The 19,455-nt window shown below is 69.9% G+C and carries 17 protein-coding genes; 8 read left to right on the forward strand and 9 right to left on the reverse strand.

The window, feature by feature from the left end:
- Positions 1-80 precede the first annotated feature (80 nt).
- On the forward strand, positions 81-725 hold the full coding sequence (locus tag KO481_RS03755) for a vWA domain-containing protein (RefSeq protein ID WP_215915465.1): 645 nt from the start codon (positions 81-83) through the stop codon (positions 723-725).
- A gap of 71 nt (positions 726-796) precedes the next feature.
- On the opposite strand, the gene KO481_RS03760 is transcribed toward KO481_RS03755, so the two are convergent.
- Together KO481_RS03760 and KO481_RS43835 are read right to left on the reverse strand one after the other, a co-directional pair.
- Positions 797-1,459, reverse strand: a complete 663-nt coding sequence (locus tag KO481_RS03760; protein ID WP_215915466.1) for a response regulator transcription factor — start codon at positions 1,457-1,459, stop codon at positions 797-799.
- Complete coding sequence (locus KO481_RS43835; protein WP_215915992.1) at positions 1,459-2,670, reverse strand: sensor histidine kinase; 1,212 nt, start codon at positions 2,668-2,670, stop codon at positions 1,459-1,461. The genes KO481_RS03760 and KO481_RS43835 overlap by 1 nt, the downstream gene beginning before the upstream one ends.
- 321 nt (positions 2,671-2,991) lie before the next feature.
- On the opposite strand from KO481_RS43835, the gene KO481_RS03770 reads away from it, so the two are divergent.
- The 4 genes from KO481_RS03770 (at position 2,992) to KO481_RS03785 (ending at position 5,793) form a co-directional block, all read left to right on the forward strand.
- Positions 2,992-3,819, forward strand: coding sequence for an ABC transporter ATP-binding protein (locus KO481_RS03770; RefSeq protein WP_372451918.1), 828 nt, complete (start codon positions 2,992-2,994; stop codon positions 3,817-3,819).
- A gap of 47 nt (positions 3,820-3,866) precedes the next feature.
- Positions 3,867-4,715 carry an ABC-2 transporter permease gene (locus KO481_RS03775; protein ID WP_215915468.1) on the forward strand — a complete coding sequence of 283 codons (849 nt, stop codon included), beginning with the start codon at positions 3,867-3,869 and terminating at the stop codon, positions 4,713-4,715.
- 90 nt (positions 4,716-4,805) lie between these two features.
- Complete coding sequence (locus KO481_RS03780; protein WP_215915469.1) at positions 4,806-5,258, forward strand: SRPBCC family protein; 453 nt, start codon at positions 4,806-4,808, stop codon at positions 5,256-5,258.
- 91 nt (positions 5,259-5,349) lie between these two features.
- On the forward strand, positions 5,350-5,793 hold the full coding sequence (locus tag KO481_RS03785; protein WP_215915470.1) for an OsmC family peroxiredoxin: 444 nt from the start codon (positions 5,350-5,352) through the stop codon (positions 5,791-5,793).
- A 158-nt stretch (positions 5,794-5,951) separates the two neighbouring features.
- On the opposite strand, the gene KO481_RS03790 is transcribed toward KO481_RS03785, so the two are convergent.
- On the reverse strand, positions 5,952-6,266 hold the full coding sequence (locus KO481_RS03790) for an antibiotic biosynthesis monooxygenase family protein (protein ID WP_215915471.1): 315 nt from the start codon (positions 6,264-6,266) through the stop codon (positions 5,952-5,954).
- 277 nt (positions 6,267-6,543) lie between these two features.
- Between KO481_RS03790 and KO481_RS03795 the strand changes: the two genes are divergently transcribed.
- Together KO481_RS03795 and KO481_RS03800 are read left to right on the forward strand one after the other, a co-directional pair.
- Positions 6,544-12,330, forward strand: a complete 5,787-nt coding sequence (locus tag KO481_RS03795; protein WP_215915472.1) for a non-ribosomal peptide synthetase — start codon at positions 6,544-6,546, stop codon at positions 12,328-12,330.
- 3 nt (positions 12,331-12,333) lie between these two features.
- Positions 12,334-13,044: a DUF6875 domain-containing protein gene (locus tag KO481_RS03800; protein ID WP_215915473.1), complete on the forward strand. Its 711-nt coding sequence runs from the start codon at positions 12,334-12,336 to the stop codon at positions 13,042-13,044.
- Positions 13,045-13,080: 36 nt separating this feature from the next.
- On the opposite strand, the gene KO481_RS03805 is transcribed toward KO481_RS03800, so the two are convergent.
- On the reverse strand, positions 13,081-14,253 hold the full coding sequence (locus tag KO481_RS03805; RefSeq protein WP_215915474.1) for an acyl-CoA dehydrogenase family protein: 1,173 nt from the start codon (positions 14,251-14,253) through the stop codon (positions 13,081-13,083).
- Between the two features lie 224 nt (positions 14,254-14,477).
- A complete protein-coding gene (locus KO481_RS03810) occupies positions 14,478-15,221 on the reverse strand; it encodes an alpha/beta fold hydrolase (protein WP_215915475.1) in 744 nt (247 codons plus the stop codon).
- Positions 15,222-15,335: 114 nt separating this feature from the next.
- Between KO481_RS03810 and KO481_RS03815 the strand changes: the two genes are divergently transcribed.
- Positions 15,336-16,145, forward strand: coding sequence for an enoyl-CoA hydratase/isomerase family protein (locus KO481_RS03815; protein WP_215915476.1), 810 nt, complete (start codon positions 15,336-15,338; stop codon positions 16,143-16,145).
- 2 nt (positions 16,146-16,147) lie between these two features.
- Here KO481_RS03815 and KO481_RS03820 read toward each other — a convergent pair whose 3' ends face one another.
- From KO481_RS03820 to ispF, 4 genes are all read right to left on the reverse strand, one after another.
- Positions 16,148-16,450 carry a DUF4190 domain-containing protein gene (locus KO481_RS03820; RefSeq protein ID WP_215915933.1) on the reverse strand — a complete coding sequence of 101 codons (303 nt, stop codon included), beginning with the start codon at positions 16,448-16,450 and terminating at the stop codon, positions 16,148-16,150.
- Positions 16,451-16,507: 57 nt separating this feature from the next.
- Positions 16,508-17,482 (reverse strand): 23S rRNA (guanosine(2251)-2'-O)-methyltransferase RlmB, encoded by a 975-nt coding sequence (gene rlmB / locus KO481_RS03825; protein WP_215915477.1) that lies wholly within the window; start codon positions 17,480-17,482, stop codon positions 16,508-16,510.
- Positions 17,482-18,888: a cysteine--tRNA ligase gene (gene cysS / locus KO481_RS03830; RefSeq protein WP_215915478.1), complete on the reverse strand. Its 1,407-nt coding sequence runs from the start codon at positions 18,886-18,888 to the stop codon at positions 17,482-17,484. The genes rlmB and cysS overlap by 1 nt, the downstream gene beginning before the upstream one ends.
- Before the next feature lie 102 nt (positions 18,889-18,990).
- Positions 18,991-19,455 carry a 2-C-methyl-D-erythritol 2,4-cyclodiphosphate synthase gene (gene ispF / locus KO481_RS03835; protein ID WP_215915934.1) on the reverse strand — a complete coding sequence of 155 codons (465 nt, stop codon included), beginning with the start codon at positions 19,453-19,455 and terminating at the stop codon, positions 18,991-18,993.

Below are 19,455 nucleotides of genomic sequence, written 5' to 3' on the forward strand. Positions count from 1 at the left end.
GGGAAAATGGGGTCTCGTCTGGTGGATGGCCGCGCGTACCGTGGGTTACGGGTACACGAGATTCGACCGGGGGTATTCCCATGACCGATGCCGACCTGACATTGATTGCCGCGCTACTCGATCGTTCCGGGTCGATGCAATCGATCAAATCCGATACCGAGGGCGGATTCGACGCGTATATCGAGCAGCAGCGCGGGGTGCCGAAACGAATCGAGGTCACGCTGGCCCGGTTCGATACCGAATACGAGCCGATCTACGCGAATCGGCCGATCGCGCAGGTGCCGCCACTGGATTTGCAGCCGCGCGGGATGACGGCCCTGTACGACGCGGTCGGGCGGCTGATCACCGATGTCGGCGCGGAACTGGCGGGGCGCCCGGAAAACGAGCGGCCGGGAACGGTGATCGTCGTCGTGCTCACCGACGGGCACGAGAATTCGAGCCGGGAATGGACGCACGAGGCGGTCCGGGCGCTGATCACCCAGCAGCAGGAGCTGTACAGCTGGAATTTCCTCTTCCTGGGCGCGAATATGGACGCGGTCGAGACCGGTAGCCGGATGGGATTCCGCAGGCAGGATTCGATTACGTACGCCGCCGCGCCGGAGGCCGTTGCGGGGGTATTCCGCGCTGCGGCCGCTTATTCCGAGCGTTTGCAGGTTCCCGATCCGGCCGGCGCGTCTCGGGGTTTCACGGACTCCGAACGCGAGCAAGCCGATCCGGGGCGTTGAGCGCGAGCAAGCCGACCCGGGTGTGCCCCACGGGATTTCACTGGCGAGCGCGTGCGTGGAGCGGTGGTGACTCACTGCCAGCCGGGGCGAACGAGTCCTGATTCGTACGCCATTACCACGAGCTGCGTCCGGTCGCGGGCGTTGAGCTTCAACAGGATTCGGCTCACATGGGTGCGGGCGGTGGCCGGGCTCAGGAACAGCCGCTCTGCGATCTCGGCATTGGTCAGGCCCTCCGCGACGAGCGTCATCACTTCGCGCTCGCGATCGGTCAGCTCGGTCAGCTCGGCCGCGGGCGCGGGCTTTGCGCGCGAGGCGAATTCCGCGACCAGGCGGCGAGTGACGCTGGGGGACAGCAGCGCATCGCCCCCGGCCACCACCCGCACCGCCTTCACCAGGTCCGCGGGCTCGGTGTGCTTGACCAGGAATCCCGTTGCGCCCGAACGCATCGCCTCGAAGACGTACTCGTCGAGCTCGAAGGTGGTCAGCACCACCACCCGGACCTCGGCCAGCGCGGGATCCGCGGCGATCTGCCGGGTGGCGGCCAGCCCATCCAGCACCGGCATCCGGATGTCCATGAGCACCACGTCCGGCACCAACTCCCGGCACAGCCGCACCGCCTGCTCCCCGTCGGCAGCCTCCCCGGCCACCTCGATCCCCTCCTGCGCGTCCAGCAGCGCCGCGAACCCGCCCCGCACCAGCGCCTGATCGTCGGCAACCACGACTCGAATGTTCATCAGCTCTCCTCGGGGATCGGGAGGTGGGCGGTGACGCGGAACCCGCCGGTGCGCAGCGGGACGGCGGACAGGTCGCCACCCAGGGCGTGTGCGCGCTCGACCATTCCGGTGATGCCGTTGCCGCCCGGGGTTGTGGATGGTTGTGGAGCGTTCGGCGGCGCGGTGTTTTCGACCGACAGCAGCAGCTCGCCGGGGGAATAGTTCACGCCGACAATCGCTTCGGAGCCCGGGGCGTGGCGCAGCACGTTGGTCAGCGATTCCTGCACGATGCGGGCCGCGGCCACGTCCAGCACTGCGGGCAGGCGTCCCGGGGTGCCGTTGACCTCGGCCCGCACCACCAGGCCCGCGGCCCGGGCCGGTTCCAGCAGTGCATCCAGCTCGCTGACCCGCACCGTCGGACTCGTCGGCGCCGCAACGGGTTCGGTGCCCGCGCGAATCGACTGCAGCAGTGCGTGCACCTCGCCGAGCGCGTCGCGGCTGGCCGATTTGATCGCCGCCAGTGCGGTCGCCGCCTGCTCGGGCCGGCGGTCCAGCAGTTCCAGCGCCACCGAGGATTGCACATTGATCAGCGAGAGGCTGTGCGCGAGCACGTCGTGCAGTTCGCGGGCGATCGCCAGGCGCTCCTGGGTCGCCCGCTGCTCGCGCTGCGCCGCCTCCCGGGCCTGTTCGGCCTGCCGGTTGCGGCGGGCGGATTCGGCGCGCTGGCGCCGGGCCTGATGTACCACCCGCCGCTGCCGCGCGCCCTCGGCCAGCGCGACCAGCACCGAGAGCCAGGCCAGCAGACCGAGGATCGCCCAGTCGTTGTCCGGGCGCCCGGGAATCCCCGGCGCGGGCCACACCATCAACAAGAACCCCAGCGGCACGACCGGATAGGTGTACCAGCGCGAGCCGCGCGTGGCGGCCGACAGGAACGCGATGGCCAGGGCGATGAAGACCGGACCGAAGCCGAAGCCCGCGAGCAGGTAGGTCAGCGTGATGGCCAGCGTGCCCAGCAGCACCGGCAACGGGAAGCGCCGTCGCGCCAGCAGCAGCAGCGGACCGGCCACCAGCAGCGCGTAGCCGAACGCGTTCAGCGCGTGCGAGCCGTGGTTGTGCCAGTGCAGGTTCGCCGCATGGCCGGCGCCCAGCTGGACGCAGGCCACGATCAACACCAGCAGCACGGTTCCGCCGCCGGGGCGCGTGCCGGAGCGAGGCGGGCGAATCGTGGACACCGCACGCCTCGCGCACGGCGGAGCCGAGCGCCGGCGAGGCGGAGGTGTGCGTGAGTCCACTCTCGAACGGTAGCGTCGCTGCGGCGGAATTGGGTCCTGCGCACCGCGAATTACGTCCGGATACGTACGGCCGATCGCGCCGGGCGGCGGATGTATCGCGCGGGCATCGCGCGGATTCTCGAAGGCATGAACGATTCGGAATCCACCGGCGGGACAGTGGTTGCGCAGGCGCCTACCGGACCCGACTCGGCCGCCGCGGTCGTGCACACCGAGGCCCTGACCAAGCGCTACGGCGATCAGGTCGCCGTAGACGCGGTCGACATGACGGTGCATCGCGGCGAGATCTACGGCTTCCTGGGCCCCAACGGCGCCGGTAAGACCACCACGCTGCGCATGCTGGTCGGGTTGATCCGCCCGACGTCGGGCACGGCGACCGTGCTGGGCCACCGTCCGGGCGATCCGCGGGTGTTGCGTCGCACGGGGGTGCTGATCGAGGGTCCGGGCTTCTATCCGTACCTGTCCGGCCGCGACAATCTGCGCGTGCTCGCCAGGTACCGGGGCAGCACCCGCGACGACGTGGAGGACGTGCTGCGGCGCGTGGGCCTGTCCGAACGCGGCAACGACCGCTTCCGCGCCTACTCCCTCGGGATGAAGCAGCGCCTCGGCGTGGCCGCGGCCCTGCTGGGCCGCCCGGACCTGCTGATTCTGGACGAACCCACCAACGGCCTGGATCCGGCCGGAATGGCCGAGATGCGGGAGCTGATCATCGATCTGGCCGCCGACGGGCACACCGTCGTGCTGTCCTCCCACCTGCTCAGCGAGGTGCAGGAGATCTGCGACCGCGTCGGTGTGATCTCCCGAGGGCGCCTGCTCGCGCAGTCCACGGTGAGTGAATTGCGTGGCGCGGCAACCCTTTTCCTGCGGGCCGAGCCCGCCGAACTCGCCTTCCCCGCGGTGCGCGCGGTGGTGGGTGAGCGATCCGCACTGCTGACCGCCGCCGGCATCAGAGTCGATGCGGGTACGGCAACGGCGCCGAAGGTGGCGCGTGCGGTGATCGAGGCGGGCGCGGACCTGCTGGAACTGCGCACCGATGAAAAGTCCTTGGAGGAGGTCTTTTTCGAAATGACGAAGACGGAGGACGCGTCATGACCGAATCATTGTCGACTGTCCGGGAAGTGCGACCGGGACAACGCGCTATGAGAGATCTATTGGATTGCACGCGAGCGGAATTCACGCGGCTGCGAAAATGGCCCGCGTTCTGGACAATTCTCGGCGCCTGGATCGTGCTCAATCTCGTCTTCGCGTATCTGTTCAATTATCTTGCCTACACGACAGGTTCGAACACGCGGATGTCCGACGGCCAGCCGCGCGCGATCCTGTTGCAGCTCATGCTGCCCGCGGCGGTGCCGGAGGTGTTCACCCAGGGCATGGCGATGTTCGGCGGGGCGTTGATGTTGGTGCTCGGCGCGCTGGTGACCGGTAGCGGATATGGTTGGGGCAGTTGGAAAACCGTTCTCACCCAGGGGCCGTCGCGCGTGCGGGTGATCGGCGGGACGGTGATCGCGCTGGTGGGCGTCGTGGTGGGGCTGGTGCTGACCGCCTTCGTCGTCGACACCGGGGTCGCCGCGCTGATCGGCGCGGTCCAGCATCAGGCGCTGGCGCTGCCCGGATTCGGGCGGATCGTGCTCGGAATCGTCACGGGCACAGTCATTCTCGCGATGTGGACGCTGGCGGGCGCGCTGATCGGTGTGCTGGCCCGGGGTCCGGCGCTGGCCGTGGGGCTGGGGCTGGTCTACGTGCTGGTGGTGGAGAATCTGCTGCGCGGCGTGGCGTCCATCTTCTCGCCGATCCGCTCGATCACCGATCATCTCCCCGGCACGGCGGCGGGATCGCTCGCGGGCGCGATGCGCACGGTCAAGGGCGCCGCGACGCCCGGGGTGCTGGACATTCTGTCCCGCCCGGCCTCGTTCGTGGTGCTCGGAATCTACATCGTAGTTTTCGCCGTGGGGACCGTGTGGTTGGTGCGTCGTCGCGACATGGCCTGAGCGTTTCGGACGAGTGCGCCCCGGAACGGCGTCGGCCGAAACCGGCTCACGTGGGCCGGATGTGTCGGGCCCCCGCGGTATCGTCCGGGCATGAGTGATGAGCCGATTGGCGTACCCGATCTGTCGGCGCGCCCGTTCGATCTCACCGCCGAGCGGACGATGGCCGCATCTCCGCAGGCGCTGTACAGCGCCTGGACCGAGCGGTTCGGCGACTGGTTCGCCGCACCGGATTCGGTGCTCATGCGGGCCGCGGTGAACGCGCCCTTCTTCTTCCAGGCCGAGGGCGATGGGGCCCGGCATCCGCACTACGGCCGCTTCCTGCGGCTCGAGCCCGCGCGGCTGGTCGAGCTGACGTGGGTGACGGGTGCGGGGGGCACCGAGGGCGCCGAGACCGTCGTCACCGTCGAGCTCGCCCCGGCCGAGGAGGGCACCCACCTGACGCTGAACCACCGCGGATTCGCCGGCGAGGCCGCCCGCGACCGGCACAGCCAGGCCTGGCCGATGGTGCTCGAACAGCTCGATGAGCGCACCAGGGGTTGGTAGATCGTTTGCGGCTCGAGCATGGTGATCGGTCGTGGCGAACGGGTAGGTTCGTGGTCGGACGGCGTTCTATTCCAACTGCGAAAGGACAGTGATGCCAACACGTAGCGCGCGCACCGCATGGAGCGGGGGCCTGCAGGACGGTTCCGGACAGGTCGAGCTGGTCAGCTCCGGCGTCGGCAAGTACGACGTGTCGTTCCCCAAGCGCGCGGCCGACAACGCCGACGGCACGACCAGCCCGGAGGAGCTGATCGCGGCCGCGCACTCCTCGTGCTATGCGATGGCGCTGTCGGCGGAGATCGGCAATGCCGGCGGCACCGTGCAGAGCCTGGACGTCAACGCCGATGTGACCCTGGGGCCGGATCCGGCGGGCGGGTTTCGCATCAGCGGAATCAAGCTGACCGTCCGCGGCCGAGTCACCGGTATCGACGCGGCGGCATTCCAGACCGCTGCGGCAGCGGCCAAGGCCGGGTGCCCGGTCAGCAAGGCGCTCGCCGGGGTCGACACCATCGAGCTGGACGCCGCGCTCGAGGCCTGACGCGTCACGCGGACCACTGCACTCTGCGAACCTGATGAAGGGGCCGCGGCCGCCTTCACCGGTTCGCAGAGTCCAGTCTGCCCGGCGCGCTCGTGGCCGGATCGTTTGTCCGGTCCCGGCCACGAGCACCGTGAGGTCAGGCGGCCGGGCAACGAGGGTCAGTTCGTCTTGCTCGTCACGTCGAGCACAACCTCGAACTCGAGCAGCGAGGCCCCGGTGGCCACCGGCTTGCGGCTCGGGTCGCCCGCATGGGCCTCCTTGGCCGGGCCGTCCCGCCACGCGGCGAAGGACTCCTCCGAATCCCACTGCGTGACAACGAAATACCGGTTGTCACCGGCGACCGGGCGAAGCAGCTGGAACCCGAGGAAGCCCGGCGAGTTCTCCACCGCGTGGGCGCGATGGGCGAACCGCTTCTCCAGCTCGGGTCCCGCGCCCTCGGGCACCTCGATTGCATTGATCTTTACGACAGCCATGCGAACCAGGCTAGCGTCGGGCCGACGCGGGCGCCCCTACCGCCTGGTGGATGACGCGGTGGACCGAGTAGCCCTCGAGGCGGCCCGGCACCGTTCAGCAAACTCCAGGTGAACGAGATCGCCGGCGCCTGTGCGATAAGTCCGCGGGCCACCTAACGTTCCCGGCAGTGAACGGTCCCGCGATTGCGGATCCTCCACCGCACTCCCGATACTCCATCGTGCCGACGCGGAGCAGGTTTCCGCGCTCGGGCGGAGAAGCAGGGAGCGCGATGCGGTCATGACGGTGCAATTCGAGGGTCGTCGGGCGCTGCGCGATCGTCGCCGCCCGCGTGTCCCGCACTTCGGGCAGTTACTGACCGCCGCCGTGGACCATCGCCCCGACGCGGTGGCGATCCGGTTCGATCCCACCGGGGAGCCGGACGACCACCGCGACATCACCTACGCGGACCTGGACGGGGCCTCCACGCGGCTGGCGCGGGAGCTGATCGATCGCGGTGCCGGCGCGGGGGACGTGGTGGCCGTCGCCCTGGGCCGCGGCGTCGAGTCGGTGGTGTCGGTGTGGGCGGTCGCGAAAACGGGCGCGGCGTACCTCCCGGTGGACCCGGCCTTCCCTGCGGAACGTATCGGCCACATCCTCGCCGACTCCGGAGCGGCGTTCGGGGTGACGCTGACCCGGCATCGCGGAGCACTTGGCGCGGGTATCCCCTGGATCGAGCTGGACGAGCCGGAACAGGCCGGGGCGATTGCCGGGCGTCCGGCGGACCCGGTGACCTACCTGGATCGGGTGCGCAGGATTCACGACCAGCATCCGGCGTATGTCATCTACACCTCGGGCTCCACGGGACGGCCCAAGGGGGTCGTGGTCACGCATTCCGGCCTCGGCCCGCTGGTCGCCGCGGCGCAGCGGAGATACGGGGTGGACGCCGCGTCGCGGGTGCTGCAGCTCTGCTCGCTCAGCTTCGATGTGTCGGTGCTCGAGCTGCTGTTGGCGTTCGCTTCGGGTGCGACTCTGGTGGTGGCGCCGCCCGGTGTGGTCGGTGGCGCCGATCTCGCGGATCTCCTACGGCGAGAACGGATCTCCCACCTGCTCATCACGCCCGCCGCGCTGGAATCGGTGGACGCCACCGACCTGCCGGACCTGCGGGTCGTGGTGGTTGCGGGAGACCGATTCGGCCCGGAGCTCGCGAATCGCTGGAGCGGTGCACGGGCCTTCCACAACGGATACGGGCCGACCGAGGCGACGATCCTGGCGACCGGCAGCGCCGCGATCCGGCCCGGCGAGCCGATCACGATCGGCGCCCCCTTTCCGGAAGTCGGTGCGTGGGTGCTGGATTCGCGGCTCGAGCCTGTGCCCTTCGGGGTGGTCGGTGAGCTGTACCTGTCGGGTCCGGCGCAGGCGCGAGGCTATCTCGGTCGGCCAGGCCTGACGGCGCAGCGTTTCGTGGCCGCGCCGGGGTACGCCGGGACTGCGGGTTCCACGATGTACCGCACCGGTGACCTGGTACGACGGCGTGACCACGGGGAACTGGAGTTCGTCGGCCGCGCGGACTTCCAGGTGAAGATCCGCGGAATTCGCGTCGAGCCCAGCGAGGTCGACGAGGTGCTGTCCGATCACCCGGACGTGGATGTCGCGTTGACGATCGGATCTGAATTACCGTCGGGTGCAACTGGATTGGTTTCCTACATCGTAGGGCTTGCCGGAACCGCCCCGGATGCAGGGGAACTGGTCACTTTTGCCGCGAGTCGGCTACCGGATCACCTTGTGCCCGTGCTGATCACGGTCCTGGACGAGTTGCCGCTGACGCCTGTCGGCAAGATCGACCGGGCGGCGCTGCCCGAACCCGTCTTCGCTCGCCCGTACCGCGCGCCGGAGACCACCGACGAGCGGACCCTCGCAACGCTGTTCACCGAGTTGCTCGGAGTACCCACGGTCGGGGCCGACGACTCGTTTCTCGCGCTCGGCGGCGACAGCATCATGTCGCTGCGGCTGGTGTCGCGAGCCCGGGCGGCGGGGCTGGCGTTCGGTCCCGCCGACGTGTTCGAGCACCGGACGGTGGCGGCGCTCGCACGGATCGCGGTCCGTGTCGAGCCCGAGGCTGACACCGCCTCCTCGGATACGCCGCTGGTCCAGGTGCCGGACGAGGACCTGGCGGCCTGGCGACAGCGATACGAACACATCTCGGAGGTCCTGCCGCTCGCACCGATGCAGGCCGGTCTGCTGTTCCATCTGGAACTCGCGGCCGGGACGGTCGACGACTACCTCGGCCAGTTCGTGCTGGAACTGTCCGGCGTCGTCGACGCGGACCGGCTGCGCCTGGCGGTTCGGGCCCTGTTCGATCGGCACGACAATCTGCGGGTCGCGTTCGCGCGCACCGCCGATGGGACTCCGGTACAGCTAGTCATCGACCCCATCGACCTGCCGTGGCAGCAGCACGAGGGCGTCCGCGATGCCGACCTGCCCGCACTGCTGACCGCCGCGCAGCGCCTGGATCCGGCGCGGCCGCCCCTGGCGCGATTCACCCTGTGCCGCACGGAGTCCGGACGCACCTACCTCGCGATCACCGCGCACCACATCCTGATCGACGGCTGGTCGATACCGCTGCTGGTACGGGATCTGCTGGCGCTGTACGCCGCGCACGGTGCGGCGGCCGCGCTGCCCCGCCCACGCCCCTACCGTGACTATCTGCGATGGCTGGCCGCTCGGGACAGCGCTGCCGCGCGCCGTGTGTGGGCCACGGCGCTGACCGGTGCGACGCCCACCGCGCTCACCGCCGCACTCGAGCGTCCCGGCACGCCGGTCACGGGATTTCGCTGTCACGAGGTCGTGGTGCCCACCCCGCACACGGCGGCGCTGGTTGCCGCCGCCGCGGCGGCCGAGGTAACGGTGAACACCCTGGTCCAGGCGGCCTGGGGGCTGGTGCTGTCGGCCACCACCGGTCACGCCGACGTGGTGTTCGGCGCCGTCGTCTCGGGGCGGCCCGCCTCCCTGGCGGGTGTCGACGAAATGGTCGGCATGTTCGTCAACACCATCCCCGTGCGGGTGCGCATCGATCCGCACGAGACCGTGACCGAACTGCTGGCCCGGCTGCAGCGCGAGCAGGCCGCGCTGCTGGACCACCACCACCTCGGACTGCCCGAGATGCAACGAGCCGCAGGCGCCGACGAGTTGTTCGATACCCTGGTGGCCTTCGAGTCTTTCCCGGTCGATGCCGCTGGATTGCGCAGCGCGGCAGGCGATGTCGACGGTCTCGTGATCGCCGACATCCGGGAGGCCGACTACGGTCACTACCCGCTGACCGTGGTGGTCACCGTGGATGCGCAGATTCGAATCCAATTTCCTTACCGCAGTGACATTTTCAGCGAGGAATCGGTCCTGGGTCTGGCCGATCGGCTGCTGCGCGTGCTGGACGAGTTCGCCCGGCGCCCGGGCCTGCGGCTGGCCGGAATCGACCTGGTCGACGCGGCCGAACGGGATCGGCTGACCACGGCGTCCGGTGGCGCGCCGACGCTGTCCGGTCGCATGCCCGACCTGCTGACGCGCGGGGTTGCCCTCGGGCGCGACCGCACCGCGATCCGCCATCGCGGGGTATCGGTCGGCTACGGCGAACTCGACGCGTACTCCTCCCGGCTGGCCCGGGTCCTGATCGAACGCGGTGTGGGACCCGAACATGTTGTCGCCCTGGCCTTGCCGCGCTCGTACGAGATGGTCGCCGCGGTCTGGGCGGTGGCCAAGGCCGGTGGTGCGTACGTTCCGGTGGATCCGACGTATCCCGAGGATCGGGTGCGGTACATGCTGGCCGATTCCGGCGCCGTGCTCGGCGTGAGCATCGCCGCGTTCGCCGATCGGCTGCCGGTGGGGGCGACATGGCTGATCCTGGACGATCCGGCGACCGAGGCATCATGCGCGGGGCAGTCGAGCGATCCGATCGGCGATGCGGATCGACTTGCGCCGCTGCGGCTTTCGCATCCGGCGTATGTGATCTACACCTCCGGATCGACGGGGGCGCCCAAGGGCGTGGTGGTCTCGCACGAGGGGCTCGCGGCGCTGACCCAGTACGCCCGCGAGGCGCTCCAGGTCGACGCCGGACATCGCGTGCTGGATCACACCACACCGAGTTTCGATCCCACCGTGCAGCAGTGGCTGATGACGTTCAGCACCGGCGCCACCCTGGTCATCGCGCCGTCCGACCTGATCGGCGGCGAAGACCTCGCGGAACTGGCTCGCGCCGAACGGATTACGCACTGGATGAGCATTCCGGCGGTCCTGGCGACCGTCGACCCCGGCGGACTCCCGGAGTTGCGGGTCGTGGTTTCCGGCGGCGACGCGCTGACCGAGGATCTGGTGTCTCGATGGCAGCCGGGTCGTCGGTTCGTCAACGCGTACGGTCCGACCGAGGCGACGGTCGGCTCGACCGGCGTCTGCGTCGTGGCGGGCCGGAAGATCACGATCGGCACCCCGAAGTACGGCATCACCACGATGGTGCTGGACTCCCGGTTGCGGCCCGTGCCGCCCGGCGTCGTCGGCGAGCTCTACCTGTCCGGGGTCGGACTGGCGCGGGGCTATCACGGCAGGCCCGGCCTCACCGGGCAGCACTTCCTCGCCGATCCGTGGGGACCGGCGGGGCGGCGCATGTACCGGACCGGTGATCTCGTGCGGTGGACCACCGGACCCGCCGGCACTCCTGAACTGGAATACCTGGGGCGCACGGACTCTCAGGTCAAGATCCGCGGCATCCGCGTCGAACTCGGCGAGATCGACGCCGCACTGCGCGCACTCCCCGGCATCGATTTCGCCCTCACGGTGGGCCGCCGCAACGGCGCCGGTGCGCTCGTTCCGGTCTCGTTTGTGCTGGCGGCGCCGGGCCACCCACTCGACCCGGCCGCCGTGCGCGCCGATCTCACCGCCCGCCTGCCCCGGCATCTGATCCCGGCGGCGCTGATGGTGCTGGACCGGGTGCCGCTCACCCCGATGGGCAAGGTGGACCGCAAAGCCCTGCCCGCACCGGTATTCGCGACGGGGGACTATCGGCCGCCGGTCACCGCCGACGAGCGGATGGTGTGTGAGATCTTCGCCGAGGTGCTCGGAGCGGATCGAATCGGGCTGGACGACAACTTCTTCGAATGCGGCGGCAGTTCGCTGCTTGCCACCCGGGTGGCCGCGCGGCTGAGTTCCGTACTGGGACACCGGGTACCGGTCACGGCGCTGTTCACCGCCGCGACACCCGGGGCCCTGGCCGCGGGGCTGCGGGCCGGCCGGATCGACGCGGCCGGTGCGTTCGAGGTGCTGCTTCCGATCCGCCCGGGTGGCGGGTCGGCGCCGCTGTTCTGCGTCCATCCGATCGGCGGTATCGCCTGGTCGTTCGCCGGCCTGGCGGCGCACCTGGACCCCGATCGGCCCCTCTACGGACTGCAGTCACCGGCGCTGGCATCGGACGAGCCGCCGCCCGCCTCCATCGAGGACTGGGCCCGTCGCTACCTGCGGGAAATGCGGACGGTCCAGCCGTCCGGGCCCTACCATCTGCTGGGCTGGTCGCAGGGCGGTGTGATCGCCCATGCGATCGCGGCCCTGCTGCAGGCCGAGGGCGAGCAGGTGGGGCTGCTCGCGATGATGGACAGCCGCCTGGTCCACGAGTCCGGCGCGATCGCCGGTCCCGAGCCGATCGAGCTGCTCAGCGGGCTGCTCGGGCGGTCGTTCGACGATGCCCCGGCCCCCGAGATCCACGACCTGCCGCAGCTGGTCGAGTACCTGTCCCGTTTGCCCGAGCCGTTCGCATCCTTCGGCGCCGACCGGATCTCCCGGGTGCTCGAGGCGGCGGTGAGTTCGCTCGAGGCCGAATACCATCCGATCCCGGTGGCGGGCGATCTGGTCTATTTCACTGCCTCGCAGGACGATCCGACCGGAGTGGCGGGCGCATCGACGTGGACCGGCGCGATGCTCGGCGGCATCCGTAATCATCCGGTCGCGGTCACCCACTGGCACATGACCACCGACGCGGCCCTGGCACGGATCGGTGCGGTGCTGACCGAGACCCTGGCGGGTGCGCGTCCCGCTCGAGAGGACTAGCCCGTGACCGCCCGTTCCTTCGTCGGGACTCGCTCGGATGTCCTCTGGCACAGCCTGTTCGACGAGCCGATCCGTCCGGACGGTCACGAGCGCGTGCTCGCGGACTGGATCGGTGACTACCTCACCCGTCCGCACGAGGACCTCGGCCGCGGCGGCCCGATCTGCCCCTACGTCCGGCCCGCGATCACCCACCGCAGCATGGTGGCGGCGTTCGTGCCGGGAGCGGCCGAGCTCACCGAGGATCGCATGCGCTCGATCGTCCTGGACGCCTTCGACATTCACGCCGAACTCGTTGCGGCGACCCCGGATCGCCGCGGACCGCAGGTGGTGATCACCGTGTTCCCGGAGTTGGCCGACGTCGGGCGAGTGGACAGCGTGCACGCCGCGCACAAGGACCTGTTCGTCGGCAACGGGCTCATGCTGGGGCAGTTCTATCCCGGATGCGGCCAGCCTGGCCTGTGGAACAGCGACTTCCGCCCGCTCGACGCGCCGCTGCCGATGCTGGTGGTCCGGGAGATGATGAACACCGACTACCCCTTTCTGGTCGGGGATCCGGACTGGGTGTACGCCTATCTCACCAAGTTCGCCCGCGGACTCCCGGCCAAGCTGCGTCGCACGATGGCCGAACGGTCGCACCTGACCGACGGTCCGTCCGCGGTCGCCATCACCGACCATCGCGCGCACGATGTCGGTGAGTTCGCCGGCAGCGCGTGAGGTCGTCCGCGTGCGACCGCGACCGGACCGCAGCCGTCAGCCGCGCAGCACGTGCCGCCCGATCGCCCACTTGTGCACCTCGGTGGGCCCGTCGTACAGGCGGAACGCGCGCATGTCCCGGAAGATCATCTCCACGACCGTCTCGTCGCTGATGCCGATGCCGCCCAGCACCTGCACGCAGCGATCGGCGACCTTGAAAAGCTCTTCGGAGACATAGGATTTGGCCATCGAGCTCTCGTGCCGGGCCTTGTGGCCGTTGTCCATCAGCCAGCAGGCATGCCAGATGGTCAGCCGGCACTGGTGCAGCGCGATCTCGTTGTCCGCCAACATGAACGAGACGCCCTCGTGCTCCCCGATGGGCTTGCCGAAGGCGGTGCGGGTGCGGGCGTGCTCGACAGCGATGCGCTGCGCCCGTTCGGCCGCGCCGAGCCACCGCATGCAGTGGGTCAGGCGCGCCGGGGCCAGGCGCAGTTGCGCGTACCGCAGCGCCTGACCGGTCTCGCCGAGGACGGATTCCCTTGGCAGTGTGAGGTTTTCGAAGCTCACCACGCCGTGCCCGCCGACGTAGTTGCGGTCCATGGTGTTCATGGTGCGCTCGATGACGATGCCCGGATCCCCGCCCTCGGTGAGGAACAGCGTCGGGCCCTCCGGGAGATGCGGGTTGGCCTCGAGCCGGGCCATGATGATCCAGGTCTTGGCGCCGTCCGCGCCGGTGATGAGCCACTTTCGGCCGTTGATGGTGAATTTCTCGCCGTCGAAGGTCGCGGTGGTGGCCAGCTGGCCCGGGTCGGATCCGGCCCCGTCGGGTTCGGTCATCGCGAAGACCGAGCGCTGCTGCCCGTTGATCACCGGCATCAGGTAGCGATCGATCTGCGCGGCGTCGGCCACCTTGGACAGCAGGAACATGTTGCCCTCGTCGGGCGCGGCGCAGTTCATCGCGACCGGGCCGAGGGTCGACCACCCCGCGGCCTCGTACAGCACGGCCTGCTCGAGATGGGACAGGCCGCGCCCGCCCAGCTCCACCGGGGCCTGCACGGTCAGCAGCTGCTCCGCCCGCGCCAGCTCCACCAGTTCCTGCCGCAGTTCGTCGCTGGGACCGTGGGAGGTCAGCCGCGGATCGCGCTCGTAGGGAACGATCTTGTCGATGACGAACCGGCGCACCCGATCGCGTTCGGCGGCGAGGTCGTCGGGAATCGAGAAGTCGATCATCGGTGGGGTCACCTTCGTTCGTGAAACACGGCGTTTGCGAGCTCGCGAGCAAACCATGGACACAGCGCGCCCCCGCGCACGACGGAGCCGAGCGCTAGCGAGGCATAGTCGTGAGCGGGTCGGCTCGGTCCCTGCTCGGCGGGCACAGCCGAGCATACGATGCACCCCGGGTCAGACTGAAGGCACCCGACCTCAAATGCCCCGGAATCCGGCCCGTCGCGGTATCAGCCGAGGACCGACCGCAGGAACGCCGACACCTCGGTGCGGTAGGCCAGCGGCTGATCGTCGTGGACGAGGTGCCCGGCGTCGGGGACCAGCACGTGCCGGGCGTTCGGATTCATCTCGGCCATCCGCCGCATCTGGCCGGGCGGCGTGATCGTGTGCTCGCCCTCCAGCAGCAGCGCGGGCACCCGCAGCGACTTCCATTCGGTCCAGAAATCGCGGGTGCCCCACTCCTCGGAGATATCGCGGAAGGTCGACACCTCGCCGTGCAGCCGGTAACCGTCCGGGCCGCGGGTGAACGAGTCGAGGAAGTAGCGCCCGGCCACGGGACCGAAGAACTCCAGCACCGCGTCGTCGTCCGGGAAGGGCTGCGGCCACCCGGCGATCATCTCCGCCCAGTCCCGTGCTGTCCGCCCGCGGAAGTCCGGCGCCATGTCCTCCACTACCAGCGCGCGCACCCGCTCCGGATGGCGTGCGGCGAACATCCAGCCGTGCAGCCCGCCCATGGAGTGGCCGATCACCACCATCGGCCCGGTGATCGCGGCGGTGGCCGCGGCCAGATCCGCCACGAACGCCTCGGTGGTCAGCTCGGGCGGGGCGGGGCGGCCGTGCCCGGCGGCGTCGAAGGTGTAGAGCTGCCCGAACTCACGCAGCCAATCCAGCTGCCCGCGCCAGGTCCGGGCGCTGCCCATCAGGCCGTGCAACAGCAGAATCGGCGCACCGGCGCCACCCTCGTCGATCACCATCGCCCCGACCATACGGCCCGGCCGCCGGTACCCACGCCGTGGCTCGGCAAACCTGGCCACTGTCCATCGCCTAGGATGTTCTCGCATGAGTAGGCTCGGCCCGGAGACAACAGCATGAGTTCGGAATTGCACGTCGATGTCTCCGCCGGTGTTGCGGTGCTCACGCTCAACCGTCCCGCCCAGCAGAACGCGTTCACCCCGGCGATGGCCGCGGAACTGAGTGCCGCGCTGCGCCGGTGCGATGTCGAGGACGCCGTCCGGGCGGTGGTCATCACCGGCACGCCGCCCGCATTCTGCGCCGGCGCCGACCTGTCCCATCGGGTCGGAGAGGTCAGCGGCACCATCGATCCCCCGCCGTGGCGGGTGCGCAAGCCCGTCATCGCGGCGGTCAACGGCCACGCCGTGGGCATCGGGCTGGCGCTGGCCCTGCAGTGCGACCTGCGCTATATGGCCCGCGACGCGGTCTACGGACTCAACCAGGTGCGCCGGGCCGTGATGGCCGACGGTTACGCGCACTGGACGCTGCCGCGGCTGGTCGGGATGGCCAATGCGGCCGACATCATGCTCACCGGCCGCACCTTCGACGGCGAGGAGGCCAAGGCCATGGGCCTGGCCAACGACAGCCTGCACGCCGGTGAGGTGCTACCGACGGCCATGGCCGTCGCTCACGACATCGCGGGCGGTTCGGCGCCGCTACCCGCCGGGCTGTCCAAGCGACTCCTATGGGAGGGACTGGGGATGGCCCCCGAGGCGGTCGGCCAGCTGGAAACCGAGTTGAACTCCTTTGTCGCCAAGAGCATCGACGGCGGCGAGGGCATGGCGGCGTTCAAGGACCGTCGCCAGCCCCGGTGGACCGGCAGCGTCAACGAGGAATGGCCCGCCTGGGAGGTAGGGGCCGAACCGGAGCGGCCCAGCCTGGACTGACGCTATGCGCGTCCGCCGACGAGGATCATCAGGTAGATCACCGCGACGACGCACATGAGTACGGTCCCGACGACACCGAGGATGTATCCGACCAGTACCTGCGTGCGTCCACCGAAGGCGCCGCCGGAACGCTCGATCTGATCCAGGGCCCGCTTACCCATCGCCCACGCGACGGGACCCAGTGCGCCGCAACAGAACACGCTCAGGGCACCGAGCAGCAGCACGGTCGTCGCGTGCGGGTGCTCGATCGGCTGCCCGATCGGTTGGTCGGGCAGATCCCCGTAGTAGGGACCCTGGTTCCACATGGCCACCCCATGAGTCTACGGGGGTTGCCGGAGGAAAGCGTGTTGACGCGCAGGCCTTTACGCCCGGCGCTGGCGGGCGATGTCGGCGAGCACGACGCCCGCGGCCACCGAGGCGTTCAGCGATTCGACCGGGCCGGCCATCGGAATGCTCAGGATCTGATCGCAGTTCTCGCGTACGAGCCGGGACAGTCCCTTGCCCTCCGAACCGACCACCACGACTGTCGGTGTGGTGCCGTCGAATTCGTCGAGGGTGGTGTCGCCGCCCGCGTCCAGGCCGATGACCTGCACCCCGGTACTCGCCCAATCCTTCAGCGTGCGAGTCAGATTGGTGGCGCGCGCCACGGGCAGCCGGGCCGCCGCGCCGGCGCTGGTGCGCCAGGCCACCGCGGTGACGCTGGCGCTGCGGCGCTGCGGGATGACCACGCCGTGGCCGCCGAACGCGGCGACCGAGCGGATCACCGCGCCGAGGTTGCGCGGATCGGTGATGTTGTCCAGCGCCACCAGCAGCGCGGGTTCGGCCGAGCCGCGGGCGGCCACGAGCAGATCGTCGGGATGCGCATAGCGGTAGGGCGGCACCTGCAGCGCCATGCCCTGATGTAATCCGTTGGAGCTCAGCCGATCCAGATCCGTACGCGGCACCTCGAGGATGGAGATGCCGGTGTCGGCGGCGATCTTCACCGACTCGGTCAGGCGCTCGTCGTTCTCGGCGCCCACCGCGACGTACAGCGCGGTCGCCGGGACCCCGGCGCGCAGGCACTCCACCACGGGATTGCGGCCGAGCACCAGCTCGGGGGAGTCCTCGTTGCGGCGTCCGGCGGTCCGGCCCGCGGGCGCGCGGCCCCCGCCCTTCGCCGCGGCCTTGGCCGCCGCGACCGCCCGCTTGTGCGCGGGATGGTAACTGCGGTCCTCCGCCTTGGGGGTCGCGCCGCGGCCCTCGAGCCCGCGGCGGCGCTGACCGCCGGAGCCGACCGTCTGGCCCTTCTTGCTGCTGCCCTTGCGAATCGCGCCGCGGCGCTGCGAGTTTCCTGCCATTAGTCGGCCCTCCGTGTCTGTGGTGACACCAGCGACCATTCGGGGCCGTCGGGTGTGTCGGTGACCTCTACGCCGGCGGCCTGCAGCCGGTCGCGCACCGCGTCGGCCTCGGCCCAGTTCTTCGCCGCGCGGGCCTGTTGGCGGCGGTCGAGCTCGGCCCCGACCAGCACCTCGAGCGCGCCGTCGGCCGCGGAGGAGTCCTGGGCGCCGGCCCAGTGCGGATCGAGGGGATCCACGCCGAGGATGCCGAGCATCGCACGCACCTGACCGGCCAGCTCGCGCGCGGTATCGCCCGAGCCGGACTCCAGCGCCTTGTTGCCCTCGTGCACGACGCTGTGAATTTCGGCCAGCGCCTTGGGAATTCCGAGATTGTCGTCCAGTGCCTCGGCGAAGGCGTCGGTCCATTTGCCGACCGGGATCTCGCCGAGTCGCTCGGTCGCCCGCCGGACGAACGCCTCGAGCCGCTGATAGGTCGCCGCGGCGTCGCGCAGGGCCTGATCGGAGTACTCCAGCATCGAGCTGTAGTGTGCGCTGCCCAGATAGAACCGAAGTTCCACGGCGCGAACGTGTTCGAGCACATTCGGCACGGCCAGCGTGTTGCCGAGCGACTTGGACATCTTCTCCCCGCCCAGGGTCACCCAGCCGTTGTGCAGCCAGTAGCGCGCGAAACCGTCACCGGCGGCACGGGATTGGGCGATCTCGTTCTCGTGGTGCGGGAACACCAGATCCATACCGCCGCAATGGATGTCGAATTCGGGGCCGAGATAGTACCCGGCCATGGCCGAGCACTCCAGGTGCCAGCCGGGGCGGCCGGGACCCCACGGCGAGGGCCAGGTCGGCTCGCCGGGCTTTGCGGCCTTCCACAGCGTGAAATCGCGCGGGTCGTGCTTGCCCTCCCCGGCGCTCTCGCCCTGGTGCACGTCGTCGAGCTTGTGTCCCGACAGGGCGCCGTATTCGGGGTAGCTGCGCACGTCGAAGTAGACGTTCCCGCACGAGGCGTACGCGTGGCCCCGATCGATGAGCCGCTGCATCATCTCGACCATCTGGGTGATGTGCCCGGTCGCGCGCGGCTCCACCGAGGGCGGCAGCACGCCGAGCGCGGCGTAGGCGCGATCGAAGGCGCGCTCGTGCGTGGTGGCCCATTCCCACCACGGGCGGCCCGCGGCGGCGGCCTTGTTCAGGATCTTGTCGTCGATATCGGTGACGTTCCGGACGAAGGCCACGTCGTATCCGCCCGCGAGCAGCCATCGGCGCAGGACGTCGAACGCGACTCCGCTGCGGACGTGTCCGATGTGGGGCTCACCCTGCACGGTGGCGCCACACAGGTATATCGACGCTCGGCCGGGGACCAGCGGCGTGAAATCACGCAGGGTCCGCGTCGCGGTGTCGAACAGGCGCAGAGTCACGACCAGCCATCCTACTGTCAGTGCGATTGCGGAAGGTACGGGCGGGTGCCGGGAAGCGAACGGTATCCGGCAGCTCAGAAATCGGTCGGGGCGTTGGATCGGCTACCGACAACACAGCAGCGCGGTGGCGACCGCCGCAATACCTTCGCCGCGGCCGGTGAGACCCAGACCGTCGGTGGTCGTGCCGGATACCGAAACCGGCGCACCGAGTAATTCTCCCAGTACCCGCTGCGCCTCGCTACGCCGCGGCCCGATCTTCGGCCGATTCCCGATGACCTGGACCGCGGCGTTGGCCACCGCGAAGCCGGCGTCGTCGAGCAGACGCCGGACCTCGGTCAGCATGGCCGCGCCGGATACGCCCGCCCATTCGGGGCGTCCGGTGCCGAAGACCGCGCCGACGTCGCCCAGTCCGGCCGCGGACAACAGCGCGTCGCACAGCGCGTGCGCGGCGACGTCGCCATCGGAGTGACCGGCGCATCCGCTCTCGCCCTCGAACAGCAGCCCGGCCATCCAGCAGGGCCGCCCGGGTTCGATGGGGTGCACGTCGCTGCCGATGCCCACCCGCAT

It is taken from the genome of Nocardia albiluteola, assembly GCF_018860155.1.
GTDB classification, from domain to species: Bacteria; Actinomycetota; Actinomycetes; order Mycobacteriales; family Mycobacteriaceae; genus Nocardia; species Nocardia albiluteola.

Coding starts and splice junctions, on each gene's coding strand:
- KO481_RS03755 (WP_215915465.1), top strand. CDS start 81: ATGACCGATGCCGACCTGACATTGATTGCCGCGCTACTCGATCGTTCC.
- KO481_RS03760 (WP_215915466.1), bottom strand. CDS start 1,459: ATGAACATTCGAGTCGTGGTTGCCGACGATCAGGCGCTGGTGCGGGGC.
- KO481_RS03770 (WP_372451918.1), top strand. CDS start 2,992: ATGACGGTGCATCGCGGCGAGATCTACGGCTTCCTGGGCCCCAACGGC.
- KO481_RS03775 (WP_215915468.1), top strand. CDS start 3,867: ATGAGAGATCTATTGGATTGCACGCGAGCGGAATTCACGCGGCTGCGA.
- KO481_RS03780 (WP_215915469.1), top strand. CDS start 4,806: ATGAGTGATGAGCCGATTGGCGTACCCGATCTGTCGGCGCGCCCGTTC.
- KO481_RS03785 (WP_215915470.1), top strand. CDS start 5,350: ATGCCAACACGTAGCGCGCGCACCGCATGGAGCGGGGGCCTGCAGGAC.
- KO481_RS03790 (WP_215915471.1), bottom strand. CDS start 6,266: ATGGCTGTCGTAAAGATCAATGCAATCGAGGTGCCCGAGGGCGCGGGA.
- KO481_RS03795 (WP_215915472.1), top strand. CDS start 6,544: ATGACGGTGCAATTCGAGGGTCGTCGGGCGCTGCGCGATCGTCGCCGC.
- KO481_RS03805 (WP_215915474.1), bottom strand. CDS start 14,253: ATGATCGACTTCTCGATTCCCGACGACCTCGCCGCCGAACGCGATCGG.
- KO481_RS03810 (WP_215915475.1), bottom strand. CDS start 15,221: ATGGTGATCGACGAGGGTGGCGCCGGTGCGCCGATTCTGCTGTTGCAC.
- KO481_RS03815 (WP_215915476.1), top strand. CDS start 15,336: ATGAGTTCGGAATTGCACGTCGATGTCTCCGCCGGTGTTGCGGTGCTC.
- KO481_RS03820 (WP_215915933.1), bottom strand. CDS start 16,450: ATGTGGAACCAGGGTCCCTACTACGGGGATCTGCCCGACCAACCGATC.
- rlmB (WP_215915477.1), bottom strand. CDS start 17,482: ATGGCAGGAAACTCGCAGCGCCGCGGCGCGATTCGCAAGGGCAGCAGC.
- ispF (WP_215915934.1), bottom strand. CDS start 19,455: ATGCGGGTGGGCATCGGCAGCGACGTGCACCCCATCGAACCCGGGCGG.